General features: G+C 66.9%; 17 protein-coding genes. 7 read left to right on the forward strand and 10 right to left on the reverse strand.

The genetic code is table 11. The features are described from left to right. A partial coding sequence (locus G154_RS18515; protein ID WP_036480139.1) for an HNH endonuclease signature motif containing protein occupies positions 1-345 on the forward strand: 345 nt, incomplete at its 5' end. Between the two features lie 81 nt (positions 346-426). Here the strand turns inward: G154_RS18515 and G154_RS18520 are convergent. Continuing rightward, complete coding sequence (locus tag G154_RS18520; protein WP_023985719.1) at positions 427-798, reverse strand: hypothetical protein; 372 nt, start codon at positions 796-798, stop codon at positions 427-429. 55 nt (positions 799-853) lie between these two features. Between G154_RS18520 and G154_RS26560 the strand changes: the two genes are divergently transcribed. Continuing rightward, positions 854-997: a hypothetical protein gene (locus G154_RS26560; protein ID WP_155944852.1), complete on the forward strand. Its 144-nt coding sequence runs from the start codon at positions 854-856 to the stop codon at positions 995-997. A 113-nt stretch (positions 998-1,110) separates the two neighbouring features. Here the strand turns inward: G154_RS26560 and pgl are convergent, their stop codons facing one another. The 5 genes from pgl to tkt are packed head-to-tail and all read right to left on the reverse strand — an operon-like array spanning position 1,111 to position 7,577. After that, positions 1,111-1,830, reverse strand: a complete 720-nt coding sequence (pgl, locus tag G154_RS18525) for a 6-phosphogluconolactonase (protein ID WP_019513100.1) — start codon at positions 1,828-1,830, stop codon at positions 1,111-1,113. Further along, positions 1,823-2,734, reverse strand: coding sequence for a glucose-6-phosphate dehydrogenase assembly protein OpcA (gene opcA / locus G154_RS18530; RefSeq protein ID WP_019513101.1), 912 nt, complete (start codon positions 2,732-2,734; stop codon positions 1,823-1,825). Before opcA ends, pgl begins: the two co-directional genes overlap by 8 nt. A gap of 34 nt (positions 2,735-2,768) precedes the next feature. Beyond that, positions 2,769-4,310 (reverse strand): glucose-6-phosphate dehydrogenase, encoded by a 1,542-nt coding sequence (gene zwf / locus G154_RS18535; protein ID WP_019513102.1) that lies wholly within the window; start codon positions 4,308-4,310, stop codon positions 2,769-2,771. A gap of 43 nt (positions 4,311-4,353) precedes the next feature. After that, positions 4,354-5,469, reverse strand: coding sequence for a transaldolase (gene tal / locus G154_RS18540; protein WP_019513103.1), 1,116 nt, complete (start codon positions 5,467-5,469; stop codon positions 4,354-4,356). Between the two features lie 17 nt (positions 5,470-5,486). Continuing rightward, positions 5,487-7,577 (reverse strand): transketolase, encoded by a 2,091-nt coding sequence (tkt, locus tag G154_RS18545; protein WP_019513104.1) that lies wholly within the window; start codon positions 7,575-7,577, stop codon positions 5,487-5,489. A 216-nt stretch (positions 7,578-7,793) separates the two neighbouring features. Here tkt and G154_RS18550 point away from each other — a divergent pair, with 216 nt between their 5' ends. The 3 genes from G154_RS18550 (at position 7,794) to G154_RS18560 (ending at position 10,995) form a co-directional block, all read left to right on the forward strand. Further along, on the forward strand, positions 7,794-8,720 hold the full coding sequence (locus G154_RS18550) for a heme o synthase (RefSeq protein ID WP_023985720.1): 927 nt from the start codon (positions 7,794-7,796) through the stop codon (positions 8,718-8,720). 69 nt (positions 8,721-8,789) lie between these two features. Further along, positions 8,790-10,091 (forward strand): dicarboxylate/amino acid:cation symporter, encoded by a 1,302-nt coding sequence (locus G154_RS18555; protein WP_031601472.1) that lies wholly within the window; start codon positions 8,790-8,792, stop codon positions 10,089-10,091. Positions 10,092-10,113: 22 nt separating this feature from the next. Beyond that, complete coding sequence (locus G154_RS18560; protein ID WP_019513107.1) at positions 10,114-10,995, forward strand: DUF4349 domain-containing protein; 882 nt, start codon at positions 10,114-10,116, stop codon at positions 10,993-10,995. Here G154_RS18560 and G154_RS18565 read toward each other — a convergent pair. Beyond that, positions 10,992-11,963, reverse strand: a complete 972-nt coding sequence (locus G154_RS18565) for a quinone oxidoreductase (RefSeq protein ID WP_019513108.1) — start codon at positions 11,961-11,963, stop codon at positions 10,992-10,994. The two genes, G154_RS18560 and G154_RS18565, sit on opposite strands and share 4 nt — an antisense overlap. Positions 11,964-11,981: 18 nt before the next feature. Here G154_RS18565 and G154_RS18570 point away from each other — a divergent pair, with 18 nt between their 5' ends. Beyond that, a complete protein-coding gene (locus G154_RS18570) occupies positions 11,982-12,920 on the forward strand; it encodes a RimK family alpha-L-glutamate ligase (RefSeq protein ID WP_019513109.1) in 939 nt (312 codons plus the stop codon). 16 nt (positions 12,921-12,936) lie between these two features. Continuing rightward, positions 12,937-13,275: an MmcQ/YjbR family DNA-binding protein gene (locus G154_RS18575; RefSeq protein WP_019513110.1), complete on the forward strand. Its 339-nt coding sequence runs from the start codon at positions 12,937-12,939 to the stop codon at positions 13,273-13,275. On the opposite strand, the gene G154_RS18580 is transcribed toward G154_RS18575, so the two are convergent. The 3 genes from G154_RS18580 to G154_RS18590 are packed head-to-tail and all read right to left on the reverse strand — an operon-like array spanning position 13,276 to position 16,055. Then, positions 13,276-14,331: an ABC transporter ATP-binding protein gene (locus G154_RS18580; RefSeq protein WP_019513111.1), complete on the reverse strand. Its 1,056-nt coding sequence runs from the start codon at positions 14,329-14,331 to the stop codon at positions 13,276-13,278. Between the two features lie 21 nt (positions 14,332-14,352). After that, the gene (locus G154_RS18585) at positions 14,353-15,189 is read right to left on the reverse strand and encodes a carbohydrate ABC transporter permease (RefSeq protein ID WP_019513112.1); all 837 of its coding nucleotides are present in this window, start codon (positions 15,187-15,189) and stop codon (positions 14,353-14,355) included. Further along, positions 15,186-16,055, reverse strand: a complete 870-nt coding sequence (locus tag G154_RS18590) for a carbohydrate ABC transporter permease (protein WP_019513113.1) — start codon at positions 16,053-16,055, stop codon at positions 15,186-15,188. Before G154_RS18590 ends, G154_RS18585 begins: the two co-directional genes overlap by 4 nt. Between the last annotated feature and the right edge of the window lie 28 nt (positions 16,056-16,083).

Raw genomic sequence — 16,083 nt, forward strand, 5'->3', positions numbered from 1 at the left:
CCGTTGGATGTCGGGCGCGCCCAGCGGTTGTTCACCCCGGCCATCCGTAAAGCGCTGGCCGTCCGCGATGGCGGATGCGCCCATCCGGGGTGCGGGCGGCCGGTGTCCTGGTGCGATGCCCACCACATCCAACCCTGGAGCGCTGGGGGTGCAACCGGTGTGGACAACGGGGTGCTGCTGTGTCGACTGCACCACAGCTTGATCCATCACGGGGGTTGGCGGGTCTACCTCGGCCGCGACCGGCATCCGTGGTTCATTCCACCCCACGAGCTGGGTGGGCCCGAACCGGAGCCTCTGCGCTCCCACAACCGGCGCACCATGACCGACCTACCGGCGGCGGCGTGAGCGGCTTACCGCGTAGGCCCGGGTCACCCAGGCCGTTGCGAAGCACCTTGACAACTACACAGTGAGAACCGGCGGGCCGAGCTAGATGTGTGCCGCCCGGCGCAGCTGGGAGACCAGACCGCGGACCGCGCTCTCGACTACCGCGATCGGGGTGGCAATGGCCTCACCCAGTTCGACGATCGCTTCTACCCGCGCGACGATGAGCTCAAGGCGTTCGACCATTGCGATCAGCCGGGGAGCCAGTTCGTCGATGCTGTTGATCGTCGAATTGAAGCGGTCCAGCGTGACATCGAGCTCGCCGATCGAATTGTTCAGCGTCACGACGGTGCGGTCGAGATCGGTCAGCAGGGTTTCCACCTGCACGACAGTGGCGTCGGCGTTCAGCGCTGCCTGCGTCAACGTCCTGATTCGCCTGGTAGCCGGGCGGGCCCGACCACCGCTTCCGTCTGCCATGAAATCAGTATGCGGTCGAGGGAACCGAATCGGGCGCAGGTGCGTCTGATTCTGTATGGCGAAGTTCTGTTACGGGAGCCCACGGCTACACCCAGAACCGGGATCGGCGCGTGCGGTGGCCGATTACCTGGCCGGATACGGCGAGGCGCTGGCGGACAGTCGGTCGGACTGCTCGCCAGACCAGATGGCCGAGGACTGACATCGGGCACGCTGACATCGTGCGGACGGAGATCAGGCGGCTCCGAGATCAGGTGCGCTGAGATCACGCGGCCCGCAGATCAGGGTGACCCGCCGGTCAGGGGAGAACGGAGGTCAGGCCGGCAGCTTGCTCGCCGACGCCTTGTCCAGCAGCCACACGGTCTTCTCGCGGCCGACCGCACCCGCGGCCGGGATGTCCACCGGGTCGGCCCCGCCGATCGCCGCGGCCACCGCGTCGGCCTTCTCCTCGCCGGCCACCACCAACCACACCTCTTTGGCGCGTCGCACGGCGGGCAGGGTCAGGGTGATACGTCGCGGCGGGGGTTTGGGGGAGTCGGTCACGGCCACCACGAGCCGCTCGGTTTCGCGCACCGCGGGACTGTCGGGAAACAGCGAGTTGACATGTCCTTCGCCGCCCATGCCGAGCAGATGGACGTCGAACTCGTCGGGGAGCAGCCGTTCGTAGGCGCGCGCGGCACGTTCTGGATCATCACCGAACTCGCCGTCGGATGCGGCCATGGCGTGCACATTCTCGGTGGGAATCGAGATGCTCTCCAGCAGCGCTTCGCGGGCCTGCCGGAAGTTGCGGTCGGTGTCGTCGTGCGGCACGAAACGCTCGTCGCCCCAATAGAGATGGACCTTCGCCCAGTCGATGTCCGGGCTGTACCCGGTGACCTGGCGCAGCATCTCGATGCCGACGGTGCCGCCGGTCAACACCACGTCGGCGCGGCCATGGTTGACGATGGCCGACGTGATGACGCCCACCAGACGCGCGGCGGCGGCCTTGGCGAGTTCCTGCGCATCGAGGTAGGTCTCGATCACCTGCTCAGACATAGCTCACCCTATCGATTCCCTGAAGTGCTTCGAAGTAGATCTCGTCGGCGTCGAGGCGCCGCATGTCCTCGGCCAGGCAGTCGCGGGTCTCCCGGCGGGCCAACGGAATCTGGGCGTCCGGTTTGCCGGTCCTGGTCAGCGTCGCCGTGACACCGTCCTGTGGCCGGCTCAGCGTGATCGTCTCGCTGGCGCGGGTGAGCTCCACCTTGAGCTCGCCGACGGCACGGGTCACCGGGCAATCCAGCCGCCCGGCCAGCCAGCCGGCCAGAATGTCCAGGGCGGGTTCGTCTTTGAGTCCGGACACCACCACCTGCGTGATCGGTTCGTGGGGTGCCTGATCGACCGCCGCGGTCAGTAGCGCCCGCCAGTACGTGATGCGGCTCCAGGCGAGATCGGTATCACCGGGGGTGTAGCCCGACAGCCTGCTCTTGATGCACGCCAGCGGATCTTCACCGTTGGTGGCATCGGTGATACGCCGAATCGCCAACGTGCCCAGCGGGTCCTGCGCAGGCACCGGCGGGGCGAGGTCCGGCCACCAGGTGACCACGGGGGTGTCCGGCAGCAGGAACGGGGTGACCACACTGCTGGCATGGTTGGCCAACGGGCCGGACAACCGGAGTACCACCACCTCGTTGGCACCGGCGTCGCTGCCGATTCGCAACTGGGCGTCCAGGCGTGCGTCCAGGCTCAACCGGTCGCCGGGGATGACCACGATCACCCGGCACGGATGCTCACGGCTCGCCGCATTGGCCGCCTCGATCGAATCCTCAAGCACCGCTTCGGTATCCGGAGCGATCACGAGTGTCAGCACCCGGCCGAGTGTGATCGCGCCACCCTCCTCGCGCAGGGCAACGATCTTCTTGTTGATGGCACCGGTATTGGTATCGGGCAGGTCGATGATCATCGCTGAGCTCCTCGATTCTCCGCGCGTGCACGCGTCACGGCCGCCGCCACTCGCGTCCGACGCGGCGCAACATCTCGAATGCCGACTCCGGGCCCCAGGTACCGGACTCGTAGCTGTCGGGTGTGCCGTGTGACGCCCAGTACTCCAGCGCGGGATCCAGGATCTTCCAGGACAGTTCGACCTCGGCATTGACCGGAAACAGCGATGGTTCGCCGAGCAACACATCCAGGATCAGCCGCTCGTAGGCCTCCGGGGACTCCTCGGCGAACGCCGAACCGTAGGAGAAGTCCATGCTGACATCGCGGACCTCCATGGCATTACCCGGTACCTTCGAGCCGAACCGCAGCGTGATGCCCTCGTCGGGCTGCACCCGGATCACCAGGGCGTTCTTGCCCAGCTCCTCGGTCATGGTCGCGTCGAACGGCAGATGGGGCGCCCGCTTGAAGACCAGCGCGATCTCGGTGACCCTGCGGCCCAAGCGTTTTCCGGTGCGCAGATAGAACGGCACACCGGCCCAGCGGCGGGTGTCGACATCGACGGTGATCGCGGCGAACGTCTCCGTAGTCGAGGTCTGGGAGAACCCCTCCTCGTCGAGCAGCCCGACCACCTTCTCACCGCCCTGCCAGCCCGCGGCGTACTGGCCGCGGGAGGTGGTCTGGTCCAACGGTTCGGCCAACCGGCTGGCGGCCAGCACCTTGATCTTCTCGGCCTGCAGTTCGGCGGGGGAGAAGCTCACCGGCTCCTCCATCGCCGTCAGCGCCAGCAGCTGGATCAGATGGTTCTGGATCACATCGCGGGCCGCACCGACACCGTCGTAGTAGCCGCCCCGACCGCCCAGACCGATGTCCTCGGCCATGGTGATCTGGACATGGTCGACGTAATGGGCGTTCCAGATCGGCTCGAACATCTCGTTGGCAAAACGCAACGCCAAGATGTTCTGCACCGTCTCCTTGCCCAGATAGTGGTCGATGCGGAACACCGACGACTCCGGGAACACGCTGTTGACCAGGCCGTTGAGCTCCTCGGCGCTGGACAGGTCGTGGCCGAACGGCTTCTCGATGACCACCCGGCTCCAGCTGTCGCCGTCCTTGGCGGCCAGGCCCGACCGGGACAGCTGCTCCAGTACCTGCGGGAACGCCTTCGGCGGAATCGACAGGTAGAACGCGTGATTGCCGTTGGTCCCGCGCTCGACGTCGAGGGTGTGCAAAGTCTCGGCCAAGTGTCCGAAGGCCTCGTCGTCATCGAATGCGCCCTGGACGAATCGGAAACCCTCCGCCAGGCGGTCCCAGACCTCCTGCCGGAACGGGGTACGCGCGTGCTGCTTGACCGCGTCGTAGACGACCTGGCCGAAATCCTCGTCGGCCCAGTCCCGCCGCGCGAAGCCGACGAGGGCGAAGCTCGGCGGCAACAGTCCGCGGTTGGCCAGATCGTAGATCGCCGGCATCAGCTTCTTGCGGGCCAGATCGCCGGTGACCCCGAAGATCACCACCGCACACGGCCCCGCGATGCGGGGCATGCGCTTGTCGCGCTTGTCCCGCAGCGGGTTGTGCCATGTCGATGCCTCGGCTGTGCTCATCGCGTGTCCTCTGCTGTCGCGTCGGAGAGGCTGGTTTCTCGGCCTATTTCTTGGCGGCGTCGAGCTGTCCCTGGGTGGCCTCCATCAGCTCGGCCCAGGACTTCTCGAACTTCTCCACGCCCTCTTCCTCGAGGGTGATGAACACATCGTCCTTGTCGATGCCGACCGCGACCAGGGCATCGAAGACACCCTGCGCCTCGGCGGCCGTGCCACTGACCGTGTCGCCGGTGACCACACCGTGGTCGGCGACGGCGTCCAGCGTCTTCTCCGGCATGGTGTTCACCGTGTTCGGCGCCACCAGCTCGGTGACATAGAGGGTGTCGGAGTAGTCCGGGTTCTTGACCCCGGTCGACGCCCACAGCGGACGCTGGGCGCGGGCGCCGTCGGCCTTGAGCGCGGCGAAACGCTCGCCCCCGAACAGCTCCTCATACGCCGCGTAGGCCAGGCGGGCGTTGGCCACACCGGCCTTGCCGCGCAGGTCGAGCGCCTCCTTCGAACCGATCTTCTCCAGGCGTGCGTCGATCTCGGAATCCACCCGCGAGACGAAGAAGGACGCGACCGAATGGATCTTGGACAGGTCGTGGCCGGCCTCCTTGGCCTTCTCCAGGCCCGCCAGGTAGGCGTCGATGACCGCCTTGTGACGCTCCACCGAGAAGATCAGCGTGACGTTCACCGAGATGCCCTCGGCGATGACCGCGGTGATCGCGGGCAGACCTGCCTGCGTGGCGGGGATCTTGATCAGCAGGTTGGGCCGGTCGACGATCTTCCACAGCTCGATCGCCTGCAGGATCGTCTTGTCGGTGTCATGCGCCAGGCGCGGGTCGACCTCGATGGACACCCGGCCGTCAACGCCATCGGTGGCCTCGTAGGTCTTGGCCAGCACATCGCAGGCATTGCGGACATCGTCGGTGGTGACGGTGCGGATGGTGGCATCCACATCGGCGCCCTGGGCGGCGAGCTCGTTGACCTGCTCGTCATAGGCATCACCCTTGGACAGCGCGGCCTGGAAGATCGACGGGTTGGTGGTCACGCCGACGACGCTCTTGGTGGCGATCAGATCGGCGAGGTTGCCGGTCTGCAACCGCTCACGCGACAGGTCGTCGAGCCAGACGGACACCCCGGCGGCGGATAGTGCGGCCAGATTTTCGTTCTGAGACATGGTTTTTCGCCTTACGTTTAGTTGTCGAGGGTGCGTTCGGCGGCGGCGACGACGTTCTCGGCGGTGAAACCGAACTCACGGAACAGCGTCTTGTCGTCGGCGGATTCGCCGTAATGCTCGATCGAGACGATCTCGCCGGTGTCCCCGACGAGCTTGTGCCACGGCTGGGCGATCCCGGCCTCGACGGCAACGCGGGCCGACACACCCGGGGGGAGCACCGAATCGCGGTATTCCTTGGGCTGGCTCTCGAACCATTCCACGCACGGCATCGAGACCACGGCCGCCACCACATCCTTCTCGGCAAGCAACTTCTTGGCCTCCACGGCCAACTGCAGCTCCGAACCGGTGGCGATGATGATGACGTCCGCCTCGGTCGCGTCACCGCCGCCGAGCACGTACCCGCCCTTGGCGACACCGTCGGAATCGGTGCCCTCCAGAACCGGGATGCCCTGGCGGGTCAGGATGAAACCGACCGGGCCGCTGCCGTTGCCGCGGGCGATGATGCTGCGCCAGGCGTAGGCGGTCTCGTTCGGGTCACCGGGACGGACCACCGACAGGTTCGGGATGGCCCGCAACGCCGCGAGGTGCTCGATCGGCTGGTGGGTGGGGCCGTCCTCACCGAGGCCGATCGAATCGTGCGTCCAGATGTAGATGGTGTCGATATCCATCAGCGAGGCCAACCGCACCGCGGGACGCATGTAATCGGAGAACTGCAGGAAGGTTCCACCGAACGCGCGCGTGGGACCGTGCAACACGATGCCGGACAGGATGGAGCCCATCGCGTGCTCGCGGATGCCGAAGTGCAGCACTCGGCCATACCAGTCGGCGGTGAAATCGTCGGTGGAGATGCTCGGCGGCCCGAACGACTTCACACCTTTGATGGTGGTGTTGTTGCTGCCGGCGAGATCGGCCGAGCCGCCCCACAATTCGGGCAGCTTCGGGGCGACGTCGTTGAGCACCTGCCCGAACGCGGCTCGGGTGGCCACCGCCTTGGAGCCGGGCTCCCAGTACGTCAGGTCGGCGTCCCACCCCTCGGGCAGTTCCTCGGCGGTGAGCCGGTCCAGGAGTTTCTTGCGCTCGGGCTCACGCTGCGCCCAGGCGTCGAAATCGGTCTGCCACTTCTCGTGCGCCTCGCGGCCGCGGTCGACGAGCTTGCGGGTGTGCTCGATGACCTCGGGCCGCACCTCGAAAGTCTTCTCCGGGTCGAAGCCGAGGATCTTCTTGGTCGCGGCGACCTCGTCATCACCGAGTGCCGAGCCGTGCACGCCGCCGGTGTTCATCTTGGTGGGGGCGGGGTAGCCGATGATGGTCCGCAGCGAGATGAACGACGGCTTGTCGGTGACCTTCTTGGCCTCCTCGATGGCCTTTTCGATCCCGACGACGTTCTCGCCGCCCTCGACCTCCTGCACGTGCCAGCCATAGGCGCGGTAGCGGTCGGCGACGTTCTCGCTGAGCGCGATATCGGTGTCGTGCTCGATGGAGATGTGGTTCTTGTCGTAGAAGACGATCAAGTTGCCCAGCTGCTGGGTACCGGCCAGCGACGACGCCTCGCTGGTGACGCCCTCCTCGATGTCACCATCGGAGGCGATCACATAGATGTAGTGGTCGAACGGGCTGGTGCCCGCCGGAGCGTCGGGATCGAACAGGCCGCGCTCGTAGCGGGCGGCCATCGCCATGCCGACCGCCGAGGCCAGACCCTGGCCGAGCGGGCCGGTGGTGATCTCCACACCCTTGGTGTGCCGGAACTCCGGGTGGCCGGGGGTCTTGGACTTGAAGGTGCGCAGCGCCTCGATGTCCTCCAGTTCCAGACCGAACCCGCCCAAGTACAGCTGCAGGTAGATGGTCAGGCTGGAATGGCCGCACGACAGCACGAAGCGGTCGCGGCCGATCCAATGGGTGTCGGACGGGTCGTGGCGCAGCTGGCGCTGGAACAACGTGTAGGCCAGCGGGGCCAGGCTCATGGCGGTGCCGGGATGGCCGTTACCGACCTTCTGGACGGCGTCGGCGGCCAGTACCCGCACGGTGTCCACGGCGGCCGAATCGACCTCGGTCCAGTCGTCGGGATGGTTCGGTTGTGTGAGGGCAGAGATTTCTTCGACGGTGGTCACTACCTTCACTCCTACTTTCGCAAAACGGTGGACTAGCTACCTGAACCACCCTAATGCCGTCGAATCATCCGGCGCAGGCCGGTCAGGGCCCGCGGGGGCAGTGTTCACCGTGGGATTCACCCGGGAACCGACCCTGCGGTGTCGTGCCGATCGGGGTGCGGTCTACCATCGTCTGTAGTAGAAGCCCGCGTGACCGCTGCCCGAGGAGTTATTTGCGTGAGCATTCGCGAGCGCCGTTCGGTCAGTAGGGAACCGAGTCGGATCCGCACCACGGTGTTGGCGTACGTGGCGTTGACCAAGCCGCGCGTCATCGAGTTGTTGCTGGTGACGGCCATCCCGGCGATGTTGTTGGCCAACCGTGGCACCGTCGATCCGGTACTCATCCTGAACACCTTGATCGGCGGAATGATGGCCGCGGCCGGAGCCAACACGCTCAACTGCGTGGCCGATGCCGATATCGACAAGGTCATGAAGCGCACCGCGCTGCGGCCGCTGGCCAAGGCCTCGGTGCCCACCCGCAACGCCCTGATCTTCGGACTGGTGCTCACGGTGGGCTCGTTCGCCTGGCTGTGGTGGACCACCAACCTGCTCTCGGGCGTGCTCGGCCTGGTGACCATCGCGTTCTACGTGTTCGTCTACACGTTGCTGCTCAAACGCCGCACCTCGCAGAACGTCGTGTGGGGCGGAGCGGCCGGCTGCATGCCGGTGATGATCGGCTGGTCGGCCGTCACCGGCACCATCCAGTGGCCGGCGTTGGTGATGTTCCTGATCATCTTCTTCTGGACGCCGCCGCACACCTGGGCGCTCGCGATGCGGTACAAGGAAGATTACAAAGCCGCCGGCGTGCCGATGCTGCCCGTGGTGGCCACCGAACGCCAGGTCACCCGGCAGATCCTGATCTACACCTGGTTGACCGTGCTCACCACGCTCACCCTGGTGCTGGCCACCGGGTGGCTCTACGCCGCGGTCGCCACACTGGCCGGTGTCTGGTTCCTGGTGATGGCCCATCAGCTCTACTCCGGGGTCAAGCGCGGCGAGCCGGTGAAGCCGCTGCGGCTGTTCCTGCAGTCGAACAACTATCTCGCCGTGGTGTTCTGCGCGCTGGCGGTGGACTCGGCGCTGGCGCTGCCGCAGTTGTTCTAGGCCGTCCTGTTCCGCCCGTAACTCGGGCGAAATATCGCGGTAGCCGTCCCGGCCTACGGTCTGGGACCTATGCGGAAAATTCTGACTCATCCGGCGATGCAGATCGGGGTCGCCGCGATCGGCGGCATCCTGTTCGGTCTCGCGGTCGGTGACTGGGCGGCCAATCTGAAGTTCGTCGGCGACATGTTCATCCGGCTGATCCAGATGTCGATCGTCCCGTTGGTGATGGCCTCGGTGATCGTGGCCACCGGTTCGATGACCGGCACCGGCACCGGCAAGATCGCCGCCCGCACCTTCGGCTGGATGCTGGGGTTCTCGGTGATCGCGGCGCTGCTGGCATGGGGACTCAGCGTGCTCATCCGGCCAGGGGCAGGCATCGAGTTCACCGGGCCCGTCGACGCCGGTCTGCAGGAGTCCGCGCAGGAGGCCCTGGGCTGGCAGGACACCCTGCTCAACTTCGTCTCCACCAACATCTTCGCCGCGATGTCGACGGCGACCATGGTGCCCATCATCGTGTTCTCGCTGCTGTTCGGGATCGCGCTGCGCATTCAGGTCACCAGGACCGGCGACACCCGGGTCCTGAGCTTCGTCGACCAGATCCAGCAGATCGTGCTGACGATGATCCGGCTGGTCATGTACATCGCGCCGATCGGTGTGTTCTGCCTGCTGGCGGCGCTGGCCGGCGATATCGGATTCGCCGTGGTGACCACCGCGCTGAAGTATCTGGGGGCCAACCTCGCCGGAGTGCTCATCCTGTTCGTGCTGTTCGTCGTCGTGGTGACCGCCCGGACCCGGCTCAATCCGTGGCTGCTGCCGGGAAAGCTCACCGAACAGACCGCGATCGCCGTCACCACCACCAGTTCGGCGGTCACCTTCCCCACGGTGCTGCGCAACACCGTCGAGAAGGTCGGGGTGAGCCAGAAGGTGGCCAACTTCACCCTGTCGGTGGGCCTGACCATGGGCTCCTACGGTGCGGTGCTCAACTACATGATCGTGGTGATGTTCCTGGCCCAGGCCGGTGACATGGAGCTGAGCATCGGGCAGATCGTGCTCGGCATGGGGTTGGCAATCCTGCTCAACATGGGCACCATCACCGTTCCGGGCGGATTCCCGGTGGTGGCGATGTTCCTCGCGACATCGCTGGGGTTGCCGTTCCAGGCAGTCGGTCTGCTGATCGCGGTGGACTGGTTCGCCGGGATCTTCCGCACGTTCCTCAATGTCAACGGTGACACCTTCGTCGCGATGCTGGTGGCCGACGCCGACGACGAGATCGACCGCGACGTGTACTACGGCAGGAAGACCGTGACCGCAGAGGAGATCGACCTCGACCAGTATCAGGACGCGATGGCGCGCGCCGACGCCGCGGACTGAGCGCTGGTTACCATCTGGCGGTATGACAGTGCGGTGGTCGGTGCGGGGACTGGCCGGGATTCTGGTGTTGCTGGCGCTGACAGCGTGTGCGGGCGGTGCACCACCCGCACAACCCGGCGCCGCCGAGGACTTCGCCGCCGGCGGCGCCACCGCGGCGCCGGCTCCGCTGACCGGACCGGCGCAGAAGGCGCCACCACCGCAGGCACCGCAGGTGCCTCCGATCGTCTCGCGGGACATCGTCAAGACCGCGACCATGACCGTCACAGTGGCCGATTCGGGCGATCCGGTCACCGCCGCGGACAAGGCGGCCGGCATCGCCGGTGACGCCGGCGGCCGGGTCGACAGTCGCACCGAGTACGGCGGCTCGGCGTCGGACCCGGCCCGCGTCGCGCTGATGTTGCGCGTGCCCGCCGACAAGCTGGACGGGGTGATCGAGGGCCTCAAGGGGTTGGGCAGCGTGGACGCGCTGGACGTCCGGGCCGAGGACGTCACCAGCCGGCGTGTCGATCTGGACGCCCGGATCAAGGCCCTGCAGACCTCGGTGGACCGGCTGTTGGCGATCATGCGTGACGCACGTGACCCCTCGGCGCTGATCGAGGCCGAGAACGCCCTGTCGCAGCGCCAGGCCGATCTGGACAGTCTGCGTGCCCAGCGGGCGGCGCTCGGCGATCAGATCGCGCTGAGCACCGTCACCGTGGATCTCGTCGCGCCGGTCGCCGGCGGACCCGCACCGCGGCAGTATCAGGGATTCTTCGGCCAGGTCGAGCGGGGCTGGGATGCCCTGGTGGACACCGGAACCCACATGTTCCTGCTGGTCGGTCTGATGGTGCCGTGGGTCGGTGCGGCGCTGGTGTTGCTGGTCGTGGTGTACGCGGTGATCCGTTTGGCCAGGCTGCGGCGTTAGGGCACCAGCACGATCGAGCCGACCGTGCGGCGGCCCTGCAGATCGGTGTGCGCGCGCGCCGCCTCGGCCAGCGGATAACGCTCGCTGACGGTGATGGTGATCGAGCCGTCGGCGATGGCATTGATGAGCTCGCCTGCCCGCCAAGAAAATTCGTCGGCGGTCCGGGTGTAGGCGCCGAGGCTGGGGCGGGTCAGGAACACCGAGCCCGCGGCGTTGAGGCGCTGCGGATCGAACGGAGGCACCGGGCCGCTGGCGGCGCCGAACAGTGCCAGCGTGCCGCGCACGGCAAGGCTGGCCAGGCTGGCCTCGAATGTCGACGCGCCGACACCGTCGTACACCGCGGCCACCCCGCCGCCGGAGAGCTTCTTGACGGTCGCACCGAACTGCTCGGCATCCTCGGGATAGTCGAGAACCTCGATCGCACCGGCCCGCCGGGACAGTTCGGCCTTCTCCGGTGTCGAGGCGGTGGTGATCACCTTGGTGCCCAGGCTGGTGGCCCACTGGGTCAGGATCAGGCCGACCCCGCCCGCGCCGGCGTGCACCAGGATGGTGTCGCCGGGCTGCACGGCGTACACCGACTTGAGCAGATAGTGCGCCGTCATGCCCTTCAGCAGCGCCGAGGCGACCTGGTCGGGGGCCACGCCCTCGGGCACGTAGGCCACGAAATCGGCTGGGGCGACGCAATAGTCGGCATAGGCGCCGACCGCGTTGGCGGTCACCACCCGGTCGCCGACACTGAGTGCGGCCACGTCATCGCCGACGGCGGCGATGGTGCCGCACACCTCGGTGCCGGAGATGAACGGCGTCTCCCGCGGGTAGAGGCCCGAGCGGAAGTAGGTGTCGATGAAGTTCACACCGATCGCCTCGGCGCGGATCAGCACCTGACCGGGGCCGGGGGAGGGCTGGGGCTTTTCGACGTAGGTCAGGACCTCAGGTCCGCCGGTCTGGGCGACTTCGATGGCATGCATACCCCCTATCATCCACGTGTGAAGCTTGCCCGGCCTGACCTCCTCCATCCGCGCATCGTCCTCGCCAGCTGTGCCGCCCTGCCCGAAGGGGACAGCGATGACGACGGGCTGGTCAGCGCGCTGCGCGGGCGTGGCCTACATGTGCAGTGGTGTGCCTGGGACGACCCGGCGGCCCTGGAGGCCGACCTCGTGGTGCTGCGCGCCACATGGGACTACACCGAGCGCATCGCCGAGTTCCTGAACTGGACCCGTGCGGTGCGCAATCTGCTGAACCCGCCGGACATGGTCGCCTGGAACACCGATAAGCACTATCTGCTGGACCTGGCCGATGACGGGCTGCCGATCGTGCCGACGCGTTACTTCGCCGCCGACGAGACGGTCCGGGTGCCAGACGGCGAGGTGGTGGTCAAACCCGCCGTCGGTGCCGGCTCGGCGGGCGCTCAGCGGTTCGTCGACGCCGAGTCCGCACGTGCCCATGCGACCCGTTTGCAGGCCGATGGGCGCGCCGTGCTCGTGCAGCCCTACGACCCGCGCATCGCCGTCGGTGAGACCGCGCTGGTCTTCCTCAACGGCCAACCCTCCCACGCGTTCACAAAGGGCCCGATCCTGCCGCCTGCCGGACGGGAGCCCGAGTTCGAGGAGACCGGCACGTTCGCCGCAGAGAAGCTGGGGTCCGCCGACCCGGCCGATGAGGTGTGGGAGCTCGGACATGGCGCGGTGGCCGCGGCCACCCGCCGCTTCGGCATCGCCGCCGGGGAACTGCTCTACGCCAGGGTCGACGTCATCGGTGGCGCCGAGGATCCTCGCCTGCTGGAATTGGAACTGGTCGAGCCCTCGCTGGGCTTCCGTCAGCTCCCGGCGGCCGACAAGCAGCGTGCCGAACGCGAATACGCGCTCGGTGTCGAATCCGCGTTGCAGCGGCTGGGTCTCGGTCCGCTGTCCCACCGGGACCGCTAGCGGCGATCAGGTCGCCGTGTTCGATGCCGATGATGTGCAGCGCGCCGCGCTGTCGTTGCCCGAGACCGTGGAGAAGGAGCGCTGGGGGCACCCGACTTTCGACGTGGCGGGCAAGATGTTTCTCACCATCCCCGACGACCAGACGTCAATTGCGGTGCGCTGCCCGCGGTTCGACCGCGAGGAGCTGATCGCCGCCGAACCGCACAAGTTCTGGGTGCCGCCGCACGAAGCCGCGTCGGCCTGGGTCAGGGTGCGCCTCGACGCCCTGGAGGACACGCAGGAGCTGCACGACATCCTGACCGATTCCTGGCGTCAGGCGGCCCCCGGCAGGCTCACCGATACCGAGGACTCCTGATCACGCCGAGTCGGCAAGGCGTACGCCGGTCTGCACGTCGAACCGGTGCACATCGCGGGCGGACAACGCGACGGGCGTGCCGACCGGGATGGCGCTCAGGGCCGCCGCGTCCACCACGCTGGTCAACTGCTGATCGGCCGCCCGCAGCGTGACGATGGCGCGGGGACCGAGCAGTTCGACGAGTTCGACCACCACCGAGGCCTGTGCGTCCGGCGTCAGGACGAGATCGTCGGCGCGTACCCCGATGGTGACCGCAGCCGCATCCGGTCCGCCGACATCGATTCGCACACCGGCAGCGGTGCGCAGTTGTCCACCGGTCACCGCGCCGTCGATCAGGTTCATCTTCGGGCTGCCGACGAAGGTGGCCACGAAGGTGTCCGCCGGTCGCCGGTAGACCTCGGCGGGCGGCCCGGCTTGGGCGATGCGACCCTCGCGCATCACCACGATGCGGTCCGAGAGTGTCATCGCCTCTTCCTGATCATGGGTCACATAGAGCGAGGTGATACCCAATTTGCGCTGCAGGCGCAGTAATTCGGTACGGGTCTCCACCCGCAGCTTGGCATCGAGATTGCTCAGCGGCTCGTCGAACAGGAACACCGCGGGCTCGCGGATGATGGCCCGCCCGATGGCGACGCGCTGTTGCTGACCGCCGGACAAATCCTTGGGCTTGCGCTCGACCAGCTTGCCCAGACCGAGCGATTCGGCGACCTCGTCGGCCCGGCGCAGCGCCTCGTCACGACCGATCTTCTTGGCACGCAACGGGAACGCGATATTCTCCCGAACCGTCAGATGCGGGTAGAGCGCATAGTTCTGGAACACCATCGCGATATCGCGATCCTTGGGCTCCAGGTGGGTGACGTCCCGGTCGCCGATGTGGATGGTGCCGCTGCTGACCTGCTCCAGCCCGGCAAGCATGCGCAGCGAGGTGGTCTTACCGCACCCCGACGGGCCGACCAGGACGGTCATGCTGCCGTCGGCCAACTCCAGATCGAGATCCGAGACCACCGCGGCCGCCCCGTAGGACTTGCCGACTCCTGTGAACGTCACCGATGCCATGGAAAATGCAACCTCGCTTGTCTAGTACTTGACCGCGCCGCCGCTGATCCCCTGGACCAGGCGTCGCTGGATGAAGAAGCTCGCGACCACGACCGGGACGATCGCGATCATGATCGCCGCGCTCATGGTGCCGATCTGAACACCGCGGAACGTGTTGAAGTTCGCGATCGCCACCGGCAGGATCGCGGCGTTCCCGGGGGCCAGGATCAACCCGTAGAACAGGTCGTTCCACGACAGCGTGAAACCGAAGATTCCTGCCGCGCCGATTCCCGGGTACACCTGCGGCAGGACCACCATCCGGAAGGCCTGCCAGCGGGTGAAGCCGTCGACACGGGCCTGCTCCTCCAACGAGGCGGGCACCGCCTCGAAGAAGCCGATCAGGAACCAGGTCACCAGCGGTAACACGAAGGACAGATGCGCGAAGATGACCGGGACGATGGTGTCGGTCAACCGCAGGGCATGCGCCATGGTCAGGAACGGGAACACCATGACCGCCGGCGGAACCACCTGCGCGGCAAGCATTCCGAAGCGGGTCAGTGATCCGCCCGCACGGTACTTGGCGATCACATACGCGCCCATGCTGCCCACCACCAGGCTGATCGCCACGGTGATCACACCGACCAGCGCGCTGCGTCCCGCCGCGGCGAACACCCCGGAGTCGAACACCGCCTGCCAGTTGGCCAGGTTGGGGGTGAAGGCGATGAGGAAGGGTTCCGACATCTGCTCGGGTGTCTTGAAACTGGCCAGCGCAACCCAGGCGATGGGGAAGAGCACGAAGATGAAGGCCGCGGTGAGAAATGCCAGCCTCAGCACCTCCAGGGGGCGCACGTTCGCACGGGCGGGGCTGTGTGTGCTCATCGGGCCGCGCTCCGTTCGGCCGCGCGGTTGCGCTCCATGGCGCGGAAGGCCACCACGATGACGGCCAGCACGAGCACCAGCACGATGAAGGCCATCGCGCTGGCCTGGGCCAGCCGGAAGAACTGGATGCCCTCCAGGTACATGTAGAACTGCAGCGTCTGGGTTTCGGTGCCCGGCCCGCCGCGCGTGGTGGCGTAGACGTATTCGAACACCCGCAGTGCGTCCAGGCCCCGCAACAGCACCGCCACCGTGAGTACCGGGGCGAGCATGGGGATGAGCACCCTGCGCAACCGGTACACCGGACCGGCCCCGTCCACCTTGGCGGCCTCCATGGGTTGTTTGGGCATGGATTCCAGCCCGGCAAGGATCAGTAGCACCATGAACGGCGTCCACTGCCAGACATCGATGAAGGCCAGTGTCAGCAAGGCTTTTCCGGCGCCGAAGAAGTCGTAGTCGGCACCGACGGCGTGCAACAGCGCCGGGACCGCACCGATCTGGTCGTTGAGCAGGAAACGGAAGATCAGGCCGACGGCGATGGGGGTGATGAACATCGGTGCCAGCACGATGGCCCGGGACAGGTCCTTGGCCCAGCGCTGCTGATGCAGGGCCAAGGCCAGGGCGAAACCGAGCACCAGTTCGGTACTGACGGCGATCAGCACGTAGCCGCCGGTGGTGGCGAAGGCCTCCCAGAACGCCGAATTGGACAGGGCGGAGGTGAAGTTGGCGGTACCGACGAAGTCGGGTTGGCCGCGATCGGTCAGCTTGTAGTCGGTCACTGACAGATACGCCGCGTAGCAGAGCGGGAACCCGACGGCCACGGCGAACAGGGCGAGCAGTGGCATCAACATGCCACGCGTGAAACTCATCGCTGCCACCCCCGCCGCATGCCGGTCG

Origin of the sequence: Mycobacterium sp. VKM Ac-1816D (genome assembly GCF_000416385.1) — a bacterium.
Classification (GTDB): domain Bacteria; phylum Actinomycetota; class Actinomycetes; order Mycobacteriales; family Mycobacteriaceae; genus Mycobacterium; species Mycobacterium neoaurum_A.